The organism is Rhodothermales bacterium (genome assembly GCA_039944855.1).
Taxonomy (GTDB): Bacteria; Bacteroidota; Rhodothermia; order Rhodothermales; family JANQRZ01; genus JBBSMX01.
The window spans coordinates 29,653-44,770 of sequence record JBDUXZ010000020.1; the positions used below are offsets into that span (position 1 = coordinate 29,653).

The window sequence follows — 15,118 nt, forward strand, 5'->3', positions numbered from 1 at the left end:
CGCGTTACGATCCGTCGGCGTAGGCGGCCATCCAGTCCACCTCCAACTGGAAAGGGCCCGACACGCCGTCATAGACGAACAGCCCGACCGACCGGGCGCGGGCGGGGTCGAGCCGGCGCTCGGGCAGGGGCCGGCCGTGTGCGGAGGCGCGGAATGAGGTAAACGGCACGCGCGCCTCGTGCCAGCCCTCCCCCTCCACGACGGGCAGCGGCGCGCGGAACGCGACGGGGATGGAGCCGGCGCGCTCGCCCGTGTGCACCTCCACCTCGTACTGCCGCCCGTCCGCGCGGTAGCGCACCGCGAGCCCGTCCGCATCGCCGAGACCGAGGTCGGTCGGCCGTGTGCGGATCGACGAGAACCCGCCGCCGTTCGTGTTCGTGACGCCGCTGAAGACGAGGGTTTCGCCCGTGAACGCGGGGCTGCCTTCGGAGCGGCCGCCCATCACGCCGTCGTTGACGGTGATCCAGCGGTCAGCGGCGTCGGGGTCGGTGAAGTCGAAGAGGAGAGGCACGGGGGACGCGGGTTGAGCGACCGCCATGGCCGCGAGAAGCAGGACGCAGAACGGAGCGAAGCGAAGCATAGCGTTGGGTGACGAGTGGACGGCGTGCAACGGTGAGCGCTCGGGTTGGGTTCGGCTCGACGGGGCGTAGAGCGGTCAGCGTGGTGGTACCTTCCCGCTTTCGTCCTCTCCCGCTCCCGCCTCCTCCACATGCGCCTCCTGTTCGCCCTCTTGCTCGTCGCCCTCCTCTCCCTCGCCGCCTGCGACTCTGACGACGGCGGCGACGGTACTGCCGGGGCTTCCAGCACCGTCACCGTCGCGTACGAAGGCCGGCTCGAAGACGGCACCGTCTTCGACCAGAGCGAGCGCACCACGTTCTCCCTCACCCGCGTCATCCCCGGTTTCCGCGACGGCATCGTGGGCATGCGCGTCGGGGAGACGAAGACGTTCTCTGTCGCGCCGGAGGAGGCGTACGGCGAGGCAGGGGTGACGAACCCGAACACGGGCGAGGTCATCATCCCACCCAACGCCACGCTGATCTTCGAAGTCACCCTCCTCGGAGTCCAGTAGCCGGGCAGAGGCGACGGTTCCCCCTCGTCCGCCCCACTCGCTTTCCTCTTCACCTTCGCCCCCGGTCTCATGGCTCGCCCCTGGTCCACCTCCGACATCCCCGACCTCTCCGGCCGCACGGCCGTCGTCACCGGCGCGAACAGCGGGCTCGGCAAAGCGACCGCGCGTGAGCTGGCGCGTCACGGCGCACGCGTCGTGATGGCCTGCCGTAGCCGGGAGCGCGCCGACGAGGCCCGTGCTGACCTCCTCGCCGACGTGCCCGGCGCCGACCTCCCCATCGAGCTCCTCGACCTCGCGAGCCTCGACAGCGTCGCCGGCTTCGCCGAGCGCTTCACCGCCGAGCACGACCGGCTCGACCTGCTCTACTGCAACGCCGGCATCATGGCGATCCCGCGTGGCGAGACGGCCGACGGCTTCGAGATGCAGTTCGGCGTGAACGTGCTCGGGCACTTCGCGCTCATCGGCCGGCTGCTGCCGGTGCTGACGGCGACGGAGGGCAGCCGCGTCATCACGCTCAGCAGCATGGCCGCGTGGAGCGGGAAGATCCACTTCCACGACCTCGGCCTCGAACGCTCGTACGGCCGGTGGAAGGCGTACAACCAGAGCAAGCTCGCCGACCTCATGCTCGCCTTCGAACTCGACCGGCGCTTGCAGGACCGCGGCGCGACGACGAAGGCCCTCGCCGCCCACCCCGGCCTCTCGAACACCGACCTCCAGACGACGAGCGTGTCGAAGAACGGCTCGAAGGCGGAGGAGCTGTTCTACAGCCTCACGATGGACCGCATCGCCCAGACGCCGGATCAGGGGGCCGAGCCCCAACTCCGCGCCGGCACCGACCCGCTCGCGCGCGGCGGCGCGTTCTACGGGCCGAAGTACTTCCTGCGGGGCCACGCCGTCGAGATCAACCCGCCGCGGGCCGCGCTCGATGCGGCGGCCCGCGCCCGGCTGTGGGAAGCCTGCGAAACGCTCACCGGCGTTGCCTACCTCAGCGACTGAGCCGGCGGCGCACGCCTCGACCGCCTCGATCCGTGCTGGCGTTCTCTTCCTCTTCGGCACGGAGCCGATGAACCCTGACGAAGTTCCTCGGGTAGAGGCCTTCGGGTGGAGGCCTTCGGCCCATATGTGTTAGCTTATGGAATCCCACTCCAGACTCCGCGACCTCCTGCGATTCGGGTATCGGATTACTCCACTTCAGTCTCCGCCACCACGCCCGCCCGAATCGCAGGATGATTTCCCCCTCAACAGAAACTACCGCGCTCCTTTCGGCCGCCCGCAATGGAAGACCGCGTGCAGCCGACCTCCTGTTCGAGCGGGTGTACAACGAGCTGCGGCGGCTCGCCCAGAAGCGCATCGCGGCCGACTCACCCATGGTGACGATCTCCGCCACCGAGCTCGTGCACGAGGCCTACCTCAAGCTCGTTGACGGAAAGGATTGGGAGGACCGGGCGCACTTCATGACGATCGCGGCCCGAGCCATGCGTCAGATCCTGACCGACCGCGCGCGGGCGCGGAGCGCGCACAAGCGGGGGGGCAGCGCGCGTGCGATCACGCTTCAGGACGATCTCGTCGGCACCGCCGGGGACGTCCATGAGCAGATCCTGAATGTGGATGCCGCACTCGACCGCCTAGCGGGGCGGAGTGAGGACCTGGCCCGGCTCGTCGAACTCCGCTTCTTCGGCGGCCTCGGCGTCGGCGAGGCCGCCGAAGTGCTGGGGGTCTCGCCCCGGACGGCCGCCCGTCAGTGGGCCCGCGCCAAGGCGCACCTCCGCGCTGAACTCGCTTAGCTGAACTCGCTCAACAGCCCCACCTCCCTCAGCCCTGTGCCCCCATCCCTCGACTGGAGCGCGCTCGATACAGCGCTCGACCGTGCTCTCGATCTTGAGGGGGAGGAGCGCGCCGCCTTCCTGGCCTCGCTCGACGCGGCCACGCGCGTCGCCCTGGAGCCGCTCCTCCGTGACGCCCTCGCTGACGACCCGCTCCTCGACCACCCCGATTCCGTCCTGAACATGCTGGCGGACGACGAGGCCGATACGTCGTTGGAGGAGGGCGAGCGCGTCGGGCCGTACCTGCTCACGGGCCTCGTCGGCGAGGGCGGCATGGGCCGCGTCTTCCGCGCCCACCGAGCCGACGGGGTGTTCGACCAGACCGTCGCGGTCAAGGTGGTACGCGCATCGCTTACGCTCGCCGGGACCGACGTGGCGGCCCGGCTCCGCCGCGAACGCGCCGTCCTCGCCACGCTCGACCATCCGGGCATCGCCCGCCTCCTCGACGGGGGCCAGACGGACGACGGCGTGCCCTACCTCGTCACCGAGTTCGTCGACGGCGCGCCCATCACGACGTGGGCCGCCGAGCGCGCGCTCGACGTGAAGGCCTGCGTCCGGCTGCTGATCGAGGTGGCCCGGGCCATCGACCACGCCCACCGGCGCTTCGTCGTCCACCGCGACCTCAAGCCCTCGAACGTGCTCGTGACCGAGCGCGACGGCACGCCCCGCCCGGTCGTGCTCGACTTCGGGATTGCCAAGCTGCTCGCCGAGGCTGAGGACGAGGACGCCCACGGATTCCCGCTTACCCGGACCGGGATGCGCTTGATGACGCCCGCCTACGCTGCGCCCGAGCTCTTCGAGCCGGCCGCCACGGTGACTACGGCGGCCGACGTGTACGGCCTCGGCGCGCTGCTCTACGAGTTGCTTTCGGGCCGCCGCCCCCACGACGACGCGGGAACCTCGGGCCCGCCGACGACGGAGGCGACCCGGCCTTCGAAGGCGGTCCTGCTGCCGGCGACCACGACGGGGCTCGACACGTCGCACCGCGCGCGGGCGCTTCAGGGCGATCTCGACACGATCTGCCTGAAGGCGCTCCACCGCGACCCGACGCGGCGCTACGCCTCAGCCTCAGCCCTCGCCGACGACCTGACCCGCTTCCTCGATGGACGGCCCGTCGAGGCGCGGCCGGATTCGGTGTGGTACGTGGCCGGGCGATTTGCGCGGCGGCACCGGGCCACGGTGCTGGCCGCGACCGTGGCGCTGTTCGCGCTCGTAAGCGGGCTCGGTTTTTCGCTCGTCGCGCTGGGCAGTGAACGGGAAGCCCGGGCCGAGGCCGAGGCCTCGGCCGCTCGCGCCGATGCGGCGGCTCAGCTCCTGGGCGGTTTCTTCGCCGCCGCCGATCCCGAGCCGCTACGGGGGCGCCCCTTGACCGCCCGCGAGGCGCTCGATCAGGGCGTCGCCCGCGTTGGCGAGGTGGAGTCCGATGTGCTCCGGGCCTACCTCCTCCGCATCCTCGGCGAGACCTACGTCCAGATCGGCGACCCCGTCCTGGCCGACTCCCTCCTCCAGGCATCGCTCGGGCTCCAAGGCGAGCGGGCAACCGGCGAAGAGGTCACACACACCCGCCTCCTGCTCGCCGCCACCCGCGACGCCCTCGACGATCCCGAGACGGCCCTCGCCTTGGGAGAGCGTGTAGTGCAGGATCACCAGAACGACCCCGACCCCGACCTCGCAGCCTGGGGGCTGTGGGTCGTCGCCCGGGCCCGCATACGCCTCGGCCAGTTCGACCTGGCCCTGCAGACGGCCGAGCGCGCCGAACGGCAGACGCGCCGTGGAGCGAAGGCGGAGCGCCGGGCTTCCATACTCCGGCTCCTCGGCGAGACGTATACGGAGGCTGGGCGTCCCCAAGAGGCCCTCCCTATCCTCGAGAAAGCCTTCGCGTTGTCTAGGGACGAGCACGGGCTTGAGAGTGTCCCCACGGCAAGTGCCCGTCTGCTCCTCGCGAAGGCGAAGATGGGCGTCGGGGCCTTCCGGGAGGCCGAAGCCCTGCTCCGGGAGAGCCAGGCGTACCAGGTTCGAGTATTTGGGAGCGAGACCGTCGGCTACGTGCTGGCGAACATCGCCGAGGCCCGCTTTGGAGCAGGGGACTACTGGGGAGCCGCCGCCGTGTTGGATTCGGCCGTTACCATGATGGAGCCCCGACTGCCGCCCAACCACCGCGACATCGGGGGGTGGTTGACGCGCCAAGCGACGGCTCTCCACCGAGTCGGCGCCTACCGTGAGGCGGAGGGGGCGGCCCGGCGGGCCGTGCGGATTGCAGAAGCCCAGACGGGGCACCCGGTTGAACTAGGGGAGTCGTTGCGCCAGCTCGGCCTCGCACTGAGCGAGCAGGGGCGGAGCAGCGAAGCGGGACCCGTTCTCCGACGCGCCCTGGCGGCGTTCGAGTCGCCCGAGGCGCAGGCGGCGCTCGATGCCGAGGAGGTCGAGGCGGTGCGCACAGCGCTGGCGGCGCTGACCGAGGAGTGAGCGCGTGCCCGGGCGAGGATCGACCACATAGCAAGCGGGGGCCGAGCCGAAGCCCAGCCCCCGCAGAGGTCTCCCGCACGGTAACCCACCACGAATCTCCGCCGGGGATGAGCGAGCCGAGGAGAAATCGGCCCGCTGGACGCACCACGCACTGGGTCTAGTTTGCCTCGGCGATGGTGACGGTGTAGTCGCCGCGTCCACCTTCACTACCGCCAGCGATGATCTGGTAGAGCCCGGGCCCCACGCGAGCGGTGAACGTCGCGGTTCGGTCCTGATCGTCGTCCGGGGAAGCCACCGCGAGTTCGGCGCTCTCGGAGTTGAGGATGATCTCGGGGGCGAACGCCTCCGACGTCATCGTAACGCGGACGGTGGTCGCACCTGTCGCCTTGAAGAAGTGCAGGTCGGAACGCGAAGCCCCGTTGTTGAAGTCGTACTGGCAGTCGTCGTCCGTGATCGTCCCCGAACTGGACCCCGAATTGGAGTACAGGATGACCTCGCAACTGCTCGCCCCTGTAAACGACGACGCGGCGATCTCATCGGCCGTCGGCGTCAGGAGGCTCGTTCCCGTTTCATCGGAGTCGCTGCTGTCGCACGCCGGGAGGACGAGCACGAGCGCCGCCATGGCAATCATGCGTAGCTGGTGGATCGTAGGTAGTGTTTTACAAATCATGACGTAGGGTGGAGGGGAAGGCTGGAGTCGGTTGAGGAGCCCACGACGCCCGGACAGCGGCCCGGGCCGCAGGGCTCTACCCCAACAGCGAGATTCCGCGCGGCCGACTGCCACGGCCGGCTGATTTTTTCTCGACCGTGCGACCGCTCACGGCATGTCCGACGACCGGGACCCGATGACGGCGTGGCCCTCCGTGTCATGGCTCCAGTTGAACCAACGAACGGGGGGCCGAGCCGAAGCCCGGCCCCCCTTATCCACGGAGGAGATTCCGGAAGGCACCGCGACCTAGTAGTCGGACGCGGCCTCGCTAATCGGTCCGTGCGCGTCGAAGCGCCATAGTTGCCCCGTCACGTTCTGGCAGTCGTCCATAAAGGCCGTCCCCCCCATTTGGTCAGATCCCCGACCGTTGGCCTCGAGACACTCGTTCTCGCCCCGGAACATGGACTTCAGGCGATAGAACCCGTTGTCGGCCGACTCAACCTTCCACAGCTGTCCTGATACGTTCTGGCAGTCGTCCATATAGGCCGAGCCACCCATGTAGTCGGATTCCCTGCTGTTGCTCTCGAAGCACTCGCCCTCGCCGCGCTCGCTGCTCTTGAGGCGGTAATAGCCGTTTCCGGCGTCCTGGACCTGCCACAGTTGCCCCGTCTGGCTGCGGCAGGGCGTCATGACAGCGTTGCCGCCGAACTGACCACCGCGACCGTTGCTCTCCAGGCACTCGGCGTCCTCGTGAGACATGGACTTGAGGAGGTACCACGTGCCGGGGGTCGGTGCGCTCTCGGTAGGCGTGCCCTCGTTGGCCGCGATCTCGCTGCCGCCCGCGCCGGGTACAGATCGTACCTGTGCGCTCAGGCCATTGCCGGCCCCGCACACGTCGGCGAGCGTGATGACGATGCGGTTGACGTCGTCGGACTTGAGGTAGGGCGAGAGGTCCACCGTCTTGCTCTCTCGGAGACCAACGAGGTCGGGGACGTTCACCCCGTTGTTGATGCCCTCTTCCCCGGCGAAGACGGTGACGCGCGCGGCATCGTCCACATTCGTGAAGTCGATCGCGAACCCTTCGTCGGGACCGGGGAGCACGAACGTCTCGAAATAGGTGTAGTTGGCTTGCGCGCGGCAGGGCGTTCCGCCCGGGCCGCTCCAGCGGAGGGATTGATCGTTAGACACGTTCGACCACCCGCTATCATTCGAGGCGGGAATCTGCGACCCGCTCAAGAACCCTTCGGTGTCACCATTGGGGATAACCGTGCCGAAGTTGTGGCGGGCAGCGGTTCCTTCATGCACTTGCCAGCCCCCGCTCTGGGCGGTCGCGGTGGCCGCAGCGAGCAGGCCGACGCCGAGGCAGCTCACGACGAGGAGAGCCCTGACGAGGGAGTAGGTTGTATTGATCATGGTATTCTTGATGTGTGGGAATGCCTGCTTAGGCATAGGAGGTTGAGCAGGACCAGCCCAGCAGGCCAGCCGAGCATCCGCTAATAGCGTCGGGTGCTCACTCCGATAGCGAGATTCCGCGCAGCTGTCTGCCATACCCGGCTGATTTTTTTCGTGCGCGCGACCTCTCACGCCGTGACGGCGCCGTCGAGAACGACGCTCCCCCGCCCGCACTGATCGACACCGAGACGAGCCAGGACGGGGCACGGTACCGCGTCTACGTCACGAGGACCCGCCAGAACGCGAGGCATGCCCGAGCGCCTCGGAATCCCGGAGAGGATTGCGGAGATCGGAAAGCGGTACACTGAGCCCATTCTATTCTTCGACCTTGTCGACGCCTCGCCATGTCCCTCCCGGCCCTCCCCTCCGACCCCGTCCTCCGAACGGAGGGCCTCACACACACGGTCGGCGGGCGGGTCCTCGTGGACGGCGTGTCCGTCGAGGTCGCGCGCGGGGACGTCCTCGCCGTCGTCGGGCCGAGCGGGGCCGGGAAGTCGTCGCTCCTCCGCCTCCTCAACCGGCTCGACGAGCCGACGGCAGGGACGGTCTACCTCGACGGGGTGGACTACCGCACGCTGCCACCGCGCACGCTCCGCCAACGGGTCGGGATGGTGATGCAGGCGCCGTACCTCTTCCCCGGAACGGTCGCCGAGAACATCGGCTTCGGGCCGGAGCAGCACGGAAAGCACCTGGCGCGGGAGGACCTCGCCCGGCTGCTGGAGCGCGTCGGGCTCGGGGGATTCGAGGACCGGGATGTGGCGCGGCTCTCGGGGGGAGAGGCACAGCGCGTCTCCGTCGCCCGGACGCTCGCCAACCGGCCCGAGGTGCTCCTGCTCGACGAGCCGACCTCCGCGCTCGACGAGGAGGCCAAGGCCGATGTCGAGGAGCTGCTGGCGGACGTCGTGCGGGACCGGGCGTTGACGGCCGTCCTCGTCACACACGATCCCGGGCAGGCCGCGCGGCTGGCGGACCGCGTCCTCACGCTCGAAGCCGGTCGCGTGGTCGGAATTCAACCCGCCACGGAGGCCTCGCATGCTTAGCGGCCTCTTCGACCACGAACTCACTCTCGGGGCCGTGCAGGCCGTCGTGGCGGCCGTCCTCGCCCTCGCTGTGGCGCTCGTCGCGCGGCGGCAGAAGATCCGGCTGCTCGGCGAGACGGGCATCGCGCTCGCGCGGGGGATCGTGCAGATCGTCGTCGTCGGGGCGCTCCTCGTCGTCGTTTTTCAGGGCCCGCTGTGGACGGGCGTGCTCGTCCTCGCGGCGATGATGGGCGCGGCCGGCGCGATTGCCGGGAAGCGGGCGGAGGGAATTCCCGGCGCGTTCCGCGTCTCGTTCTATGGCATCGTCGGCGGGGCCGGGCTCGTGATCCTGCTGATGACGCTGCTCGGCGCGATCCAGCCGGAGCTGACATCGATGATCCCCGTCGGGAGCATGCTCATCGCCAACAGCATGAACACGGCGGCGCTCTCGCTGGAGCGGTTCCGGAGCGAGGTCACCGCTCACACGGGCTACGTCGAGGCCGCCCTCGCCCTCGGCGCCGACCCGAACGTGGCCGTCCGGCCGTACGCGCAGGCCGCCGTCACCGCCGGCATGATCCCCCGCCTCGACTCGCTCAGCTCGCTCGGCATCGTGTGGATTCCGGGGCTCATGGCCGGGATGATCATCGCGGGCGGGAATCCCATCTACGCGGCGGTCTACCAGTTCGTCGTGATCGCGATGATCTACGCGGCGAGTGGGCTGACAGCGCTCGTGAGCACCCTCCTGCTGCGCCCCGGCGCCTTCACCGCGGCCGAGCAGCTAGCCCTCCGTCCGAGCGGCACCCGCTGACGTGCGGCCCGCGCCTCACTCATCCGGCAGCGTCGGGAGATAGCGCGGCGGTGCACGGTGGCGCGTGGCCTGCTCGTAGGCATAGGCCAGCCGGATCAGCACCGGCTCGCTCCATCGCCGCCCGATGAACGACACGCCGACGGGCAGGCCGTGCACGAGCCCGGCCGGGACGGTCACGTTCGGATAGCCGGACACCGCCGCCGGCTGCGAACTCGACGTGATGAAGTGGTCGCCGTTGACGAGGTCGATCGGCCACGCCGGGCTGCCCGTCGGGGCGACGAGCGCGTCGAGGTCGTGGGCGTCCATCAGGCTGTCGATCCCGGCGCGGGCGCGGCCCCGGCTGCGGGCGAGCGCGCGCTGGTAGGTCGAGTCCGTGAGCGGACCCTTCGCCTGCGCCATCTCCAGAAGCTCCTGCCCGAACCACGGCATCGACGCCTCGGCGTGCGCCTCGTTGAAGGCGATCACGTCGGCGAGCGACCGCACGGGCGCCGTCGGATGGGCGGCGAGGTAGGCGTCGAGGTCGTGCTTGAAGTCGTAGAGGAGGACGGTGAACTCGTCGCCGCGGTAGCCGCCGGGGAGCCCGAGCGAGTCGACGATCACGGCCCCGGCGGCGCGCATCGCCTCGACGGCCTCGCCCGCGATCCGGTCGGTGTCCGGGCTGTCGCCGAAGTGCGACGCCCGGAGCACCCCGAGGCGGGCGCCTTCGAGCCCGGTCGCGTCGAGGAACGCGGTGTAGTCGGCGGCGCGGTGCGGGGCTGCGGCGGCCGTCGTCGTGTCGGCGGGGTCGGCGCCCGCCATCGCCGAAAGCAGGGCCGCCGCGTCGGCGACGGTCCGCGCCATCGGCCCGGCGGTGTCCTGGCTGTGCGAGAGCGGGATGATGCCTGCGCGGCTGACGAGTCCCACCGTCGGCTTGATCCCCACGAGGCCGTTCGCCGACGACGGGCACACGACCGAGCCGTCCGTCTCCGTCCCGACGCCGACGGCGGCGAGGCTCGCCGCAATCGCCGCGCCGGTGCCCGCCGACGAGCCGCAGGGCGAGCGGTCGAGCACGTAAGGGTTCTTCGTCTGCCCCCCGAGCGCGCTCCACCCCGACGACGAGTTCGTCGAGCGGAAGTTGGCCCACTCGCTGAGGTTCGTCTTGCCGAGGACGACCGCCCCGGCCGCGCGCAGCCGCTCGACGATGAACGCGTCCGCCGGGGCGATGACGCCGTCGAGCGCGAGCGCCCCGGCCGTCGTCGGCATCCGGTCGGCCGTGCCCACGTTGTCTTTGAGGAGGACGGGGATGCCGTGGAGCGGCCCGCGCACCGTCCCGGCGACCCGCTCGGCATCGAGCGCGTCGGCGAGCGCGAGGGCGTCGGAGTTGACGGCGAGGACGGAGCGGAGCGTCGGCCCGCTCCGGTCGAGGGCCTCGATCCGGGCGAGGTACGCCTCGGTGATCTGCCGCGCCGAGCAGCGCCCCTCCGTCATCGCCGCCTGCAGCTCCACGACGGAGGCCTCGTCGACGGCGCAGGCCGTTGGCTGGGCGTGCGCCGTCGGAGCGAGACCGAGCGAAAGGGCACTCAGGGCCACCGTGATGAGGAGAGAGCGGACGGCAAGGAGCGGAGGCATGGGCGGCGGCGGATACGGAGCAGAGCCGCAAGATAGCCGCTCGGCCGATGCCCGCACCGGCCGAGTAGTCCGTGTCGTAGGCCACCCGCTCGTCTGCGCGCCCTTCCATAGCTCAGGGTGCCACTCGGAGACGACTCAGAGGTACGGATCGGATGGATCCATGGCGGCAAACTCTTCGATAAACGATGCGATGCGCCCGACCACAGCTTCCACGAACGCCGCTCCTTTCTCGGGGGTCGCAGCGCGTGGATCGCCCACCCCCGTATCGGCCGTCATCCGGCGCCAGTCTCGCGGGGCCCACGCCCAGCCCTCGCTAAGTGCCTGCACGCGGAACCGTCGCTCGGCACCGCTGCCTGCTTCGGAGAGGGGCCGTACGAGGTCGGGGCAGAGGTGCTGCATGGCGCTCGTTTCCAATTCGCCCGCGTGGTCGCCGGGCTCGTCGAAATAGTCGGCGGCAGGCAGGACGCGCCACCAGTCCACAGCCGCGAGGAAGACCTCGGTCTGCGCTTGCAGCTCACGGAGAAGCGGTTTGAAGCCGTTGCCGCCGTGCGCGTTGAGGATCACGAGGCGTGGGATACCGGCCGCTTCCAGGCTGCGCACGATATCGCGCAAGACGTGGGCCTGCGTGCTCGGGCTGAGATCAATCGTCGGGCCGAGGCCGAGTTGCATCGCGTTCGCGCCATACGGTATCGCAGGCAAGACGACCACGCGCGTGCCCGACTCCCATGCACGCCGCGCCGCCTCAGCCGCGACGCCTTCGGCCAGGGTGGTGTCCGTCGCGTACGGGAGGTGGAAGTTGTGCGGCTCTGTCGCGCCCCACGGAAGCACCGCGACGGCGTAGTCAGCGTCTCGGGCCTCAGCCCACGTAACCTCGGCGAGTAGGTAAGGGCGCATACGTTGGGATGCCTTGCTAAGCCAGACAGCGGTGGGGCAGTCGCAAATATAGAAACGGGCCGCCCCGCGCGCTGCGGGACGGCCCTCGGTCGTTCAGCCTCGAACTGCTGCGATCAGGTGCCGGCGGAGTAGTCCGTGGCGTAGGCGACCTGCTCGTCGGTGAGCGTGTCGATCTTCATCCCCATCGTCTCCAGCTTAATCCCGGCGATCTCCTGGTCGAGCTCCACCGGAAGGTCGAGCACCTTGTTCGGCACGTCTTCCCCGGCCTCGTGCGCCTTGATGAGGGCGAGGTGGGCCTGGAACTGGTTGGCGAAGCTCATGTCCATCACCTCGCTCGGGTGCCCCTCGGCGGCGGCGAGGTTGACGAGCCGGCCGTCGGCGAGGACGTAGACCTTCTTCCCGTTCTCGAGGGTGTACTCGCGGTTGTCGGTGCGGATCATCCGGGTGTCCTTCGAGAGCTCGGCGAGCTCCTTCAGGTTCAGCTCCACGTCATAGTGGCCCGTATTGCAGACGATCGCGCCCTCCTTCATTGAGAGGAAGTGCTCGCCGCGGATGATGTCCTTCATGCCCGTCGCGGTCACGAAGATGTCGCCGACTTTGGCGGCCTCTTCCATCGTCATCACGCGCATGCCTTCGAGCGTGGCCTTGAGGGCGGCCGTCGCCAGGACTTCGGTGATGATGACGTTGGCGCCCATGCCCTTCGCGCGCATCGCGACGCCGCGGCCGCAGTGGCCGTAGCCCGCGACGACGAAGTTCTTGCCGGCGAGGAGCACCGACGAGGCGCGGAGGATGCCGTCGAGCGTGGACTGCCCGGTGCCGTAGACGTTGTCGAAGTCCCACTTCGTCTCGGCGTCGTTGACGGCGTAGACGGGGTAGCCGAGCTTGCCGTCGTCGGCCATCGCGCGGAGGCGGTGGACGCCGGTCGTCGTCTCCTCGGAGCCGCCGATGATGTCCTTCATCTTCTCGGGGAACGCGGAGTGGACGCGGAAGATGAGGTCGGCGCCGTCGTCGAGCGTGGTGTCCGGCGTCTTGTCGATCGTCCGGTCGATGGACCAGTAGAATTCCTCGGTGTTCTGGCCGTACCAGGCGTAGATCTCGATGCCCGCCTTGGCGAGGGCCGCGGCGACCTCGTCGTTGGTCGAGAGCGGGTTGCAGCCGCTCCACGACACCTCGGCGCCGCACGCGGCGAGCGTCTCGATGAGGACGGCGGTCTCCTTCGTCACGTGGAGGCAGCCGGTGATCTTGTAGCCCTTGAAGGGCTGCGTCTTGCTGTACTCCTCGCGGAGCCGCATGAGCACGGGCATCCGGCTCTCGGCCCACTCGATGCGCATCCGGCCGGCATCGGCGAGGGAAAGGTCTTTGACTTTGTACGCGCCTTCTTTGTGGTCCATCGGGTTCGGAGTTTGGGGTTCGGGATTCGGAAGAGAAGAGACGCGGGAGGCGGGCGCAAGTTTTAGGATTCGGCCGTCTTAACCCAATACCCAAAACCTGCGCCCGCTAACCCGTACTTACGCATGCTGCGCCGTCGCCTCTTTGAGGGCGGCGACGTGGTCGAGCGCCTCCCACGGGAAGCCGTCGCGGCCGAAGTGGCCGTAGGCGGCGGTCGGGCGGTAGATCGGGCGGAGGAGGTCGAAGCGCTCGACGATGGCGCGGGGGCGGAGGTCGAACGTCTCGCGGATGGCCTCGACGAGCGCGGCGTCGGAGATCGCCCCGGTGCCGTACGTATCGACGGTGATGGAGACGGGCTTGGCGACGCCGATGGCGTAGGCCACCTGCACGAGGACCTCCTCGGCGAGCCCGGCCGCGACGATGTTCTTCGCGACGTGGCGGGCGGCATACGTCGCCGAGCGGTCCACCTTCGAGGGGTCCTTGCCGGAGAACGCGCCGCCGCCGTGGCCGCCCTTCCCGCCGTAGGTGTCGACGATGATCTTGCGGCCGGTCAGCCCGGTGTCGCCGTGCGGCCCGCCGATGACGAAGCGGCCCGTCGGGTTGACGTGGAGGATGACGTCGTCGAGGTCGAGCTTATCGGCGGCGCCGAGATCGTCGAAGACTTGGGGGAGGATGTAGGCGCGGAGGTCCTTCTCGATCTGCTCGCGCGTGGCGTCGGGGTGGTGCTGCGTCGAGACGACGATGGTGTGGACGCGCTTGATGGTGCGGCGGTCCTCCTCGTACTCCACCGTGACCTGGCTCTTGGCGTCGGGCCGGAGGTAGGGCATGTGGTGGCCGGTCTTCCGCATGTCCGCCAGCTTCTTAACGATGCCGTGCGACGCGGCGAGCGCGAGCGGCATGTACTGGTCGGTCTCGGTCGAGGCGTAGCCGAACATCAGCCCCTGGTCGCCCGCGCCCTGGTCCTTATCCACGCCCGCGCCTTCGTCCACGCCCTGCGCGATGTCCGGGCTCTGCGCGTGGAGCGCGGTGAGCACGCCGCACGAGGCCGCGTCGAACTGGAGCGCGGGGTCGGTGTAGCCGATCTCGTGGATGGTCTGGCGGACGACCTCCTGCACGTCGACGTACGCCTCCGTCGTGACCTCACCCGCGACGACGACGAGCCCCGTCGTGCACATCGTCTCGACGGCGACCCGGCTCTTGGGGTCTTTGGCGAGGAAGGCGTCGAGGAGGGCGTCGGAGATCTGGTCGGAGACCTTGTCCGGGTGCCCTTCGGAGACGGACTCGGAGGTGAAGAGGTAGGCCATGAGTGCGGGATGCTGGGGAGGGGGTAGGAAAAGCGGCCCTGAAAATAGGCCCGCATCCCCCCGGCTCCAACTAAGCAACGCCGCCCCCGAGGCCCGGTCGTCCGTTCTAATCGGAACTTCGCACCGTGCGCGCCTTATGCGCACGACGTTGGATTGCTTTCAACGCCCCCCCACCGTAGCTTTTTACGGTTTGACACCCGCCATTCCTCCACCCTACCAGCTCCCCAACATGGCTAACGGAAACGACACCGAAGCCCGCGTCACCTCCATCATCGTCGAGAAACTCGGCGTGGACGAGAGCGAGATCACGCGCGACGCCTCCTTCACCAACGACCTCGGTGCCGACTCGCTCGACACGGTCGAGCTCATCATGGAGCTCGAGAAGGAGTTCGACATGACGATCCCGGACGAGGACGCCGAGAAGATCGCCACCGTCGGCGACGCCGTCGACTACGTCGAGGCCAACCGCACGGCCTAACCCACCCGAGGCACCGTTTCAGTGCCGCGGGGACGCGGAGAGGGCGCGACGGGAGGCCTCGCCTCCGTGCCGCCCCGTCTCCCCGTCCCCGCGCCGTATTGAGGCCCCGTCGCGCGCTGCGCTGTGCGCCACGCCATGCGTCACGCTGCGCGGACGGCC

14 protein-coding genes are annotated in these 15,118 nt (G+C 69.3%); 7 read left to right on the top strand and 7 right to left on the bottom strand.

All coding sequences use genetic code 11. From position 1 onward, the window contains the following. Nucleotides 1-4 precede the first annotated feature (4 nt). Entirely contained in the window at nucleotides 5-511 is a 507-nt protein-coding gene (locus tag ABJF88_09175; protein MEP0547092.1) for a CIA30 family protein, read from the bottom strand. Between the two features lie 198 nt (nucleotides 512-709). Between ABJF88_09175 and ABJF88_09180 the strand changes: the two genes are divergently transcribed. The 4 genes from ABJF88_09180 to ABJF88_09195 all read left to right on the top strand — a co-directional run bounded on the left by ABJF88_09180 (nucleotide 710) and on the right by ABJF88_09195 (nucleotide 5,358). Continuing rightward, a complete protein-coding gene (locus ABJF88_09180) occupies nucleotides 710-1,069 on the top strand; it encodes an FKBP-type peptidyl-prolyl cis-trans isomerase (protein MEP0547093.1) in 360 nt (119 codons plus the stop codon). 69 nt (nucleotides 1,070-1,138) lie between these two features. Next, nucleotides 1,139-2,065, top strand: coding sequence for an oxidoreductase (locus tag ABJF88_09185; GenBank protein MEP0547094.1), 927 nt, complete (start codon nucleotides 1,139-1,141; stop codon nucleotides 2,063-2,065). 230 nt (nucleotides 2,066-2,295) lie between these two features. Next, nucleotides 2,296-2,853, top strand: coding sequence for an ECF-type sigma factor (locus tag ABJF88_09190; protein MEP0547095.1), 558 nt, complete (start codon nucleotides 2,296-2,298; stop codon nucleotides 2,851-2,853). 36 nt (nucleotides 2,854-2,889) lie between these two features. After that, nucleotides 2,890-5,358: a serine/threonine-protein kinase gene (locus tag ABJF88_09195; protein ID MEP0547096.1), complete on the top strand. Its 2,469-nt coding sequence runs from the start codon at nucleotides 2,890-2,892 to the stop codon at nucleotides 5,356-5,358. Nucleotides 5,359-5,515: 157 nt separating this feature from the next. On the opposite strand, the gene ABJF88_09200 is transcribed toward ABJF88_09195, so the two are convergent. Then, a complete protein-coding gene (locus ABJF88_09200; protein MEP0547097.1) occupies nucleotides 5,516-5,989 on the bottom strand; it encodes a hypothetical protein in 474 nt (157 codons plus the stop codon). 324 nt (nucleotides 5,990-6,313) lie between these two features. Continuing rightward, a complete protein-coding gene (locus tag ABJF88_09205) occupies nucleotides 6,314-7,456 on the bottom strand; it encodes an RICIN domain-containing protein (protein MEP0547098.1) in 1,143 nt (380 codons plus the stop codon). A 347-nt stretch (nucleotides 7,457-7,803) separates the two neighbouring features. Between ABJF88_09205 and ABJF88_09210 the strand changes: the two genes are divergently transcribed. Next, the gene (locus tag ABJF88_09210; GenBank protein ID MEP0547099.1) at nucleotides 7,804-8,499 is read left to right on the top strand and encodes an ATP-binding cassette domain-containing protein; all 696 of its coding nucleotides are present in this window, start codon (nucleotides 7,804-7,806) and stop codon (nucleotides 8,497-8,499) included. Next, nucleotides 8,492-9,286: an ABC transporter permease gene (locus ABJF88_09215; protein MEP0547100.1), complete on the top strand. Its 795-nt coding sequence runs from the start codon at nucleotides 8,492-8,494 to the stop codon at nucleotides 9,284-9,286. Before ABJF88_09210 ends, ABJF88_09215 begins: the two co-directional genes overlap by 8 nt. Nucleotides 9,287-9,301: 15 nt before the next feature. On the opposite strand, the gene ABJF88_09220 is transcribed toward ABJF88_09215, so the two are convergent. The 4 genes from ABJF88_09220 to metK all read right to left on the bottom strand — a co-directional run bounded on the left by ABJF88_09220 (nucleotide 9,302) and on the right by metK (nucleotide 14,481). Beyond that, a complete protein-coding gene (locus ABJF88_09220) occupies nucleotides 9,302-10,894 on the bottom strand; it encodes an amidase (GenBank protein ID MEP0547101.1) in 1,593 nt (530 codons plus the stop codon). A 135-nt stretch (nucleotides 10,895-11,029) separates the two neighbouring features. Next, a complete protein-coding gene (locus tag ABJF88_09225; protein MEP0547102.1) occupies nucleotides 11,030-11,788 on the bottom strand; it encodes a creatininase family protein in 759 nt (252 codons plus the stop codon). A 113-nt stretch (nucleotides 11,789-11,901) separates the two neighbouring features. Next, nucleotides 11,902-13,179 carry an adenosylhomocysteinase gene (locus ABJF88_09230; protein ID MEP0547103.1) on the bottom strand — a complete coding sequence of 426 codons (1,278 nt, stop codon included), beginning with the start codon at nucleotides 13,177-13,179 and terminating at the stop codon, nucleotides 11,902-11,904. Between the two features lie 117 nt (nucleotides 13,180-13,296). Continuing rightward, complete coding sequence (gene metK / locus ABJF88_09235; GenBank protein ID MEP0547104.1) at nucleotides 13,297-14,481, bottom strand: methionine adenosyltransferase; 1,185 nt, start codon at nucleotides 14,479-14,481, stop codon at nucleotides 13,297-13,299. Nucleotides 14,482-14,710: 229 nt separating this feature from the next. Between metK and acpP the strand changes: the two genes are divergently transcribed. Beyond that, nucleotides 14,711-14,959 carry an acyl carrier protein gene (gene acpP, locus ABJF88_09240; protein ID MEP0547105.1) on the top strand — a complete coding sequence of 83 codons (249 nt, stop codon included), beginning with the start codon at nucleotides 14,711-14,713 and terminating at the stop codon, nucleotides 14,957-14,959. The last annotated feature ends 159 nt before the right edge of the window (nucleotides 14,960-15,118 follow it).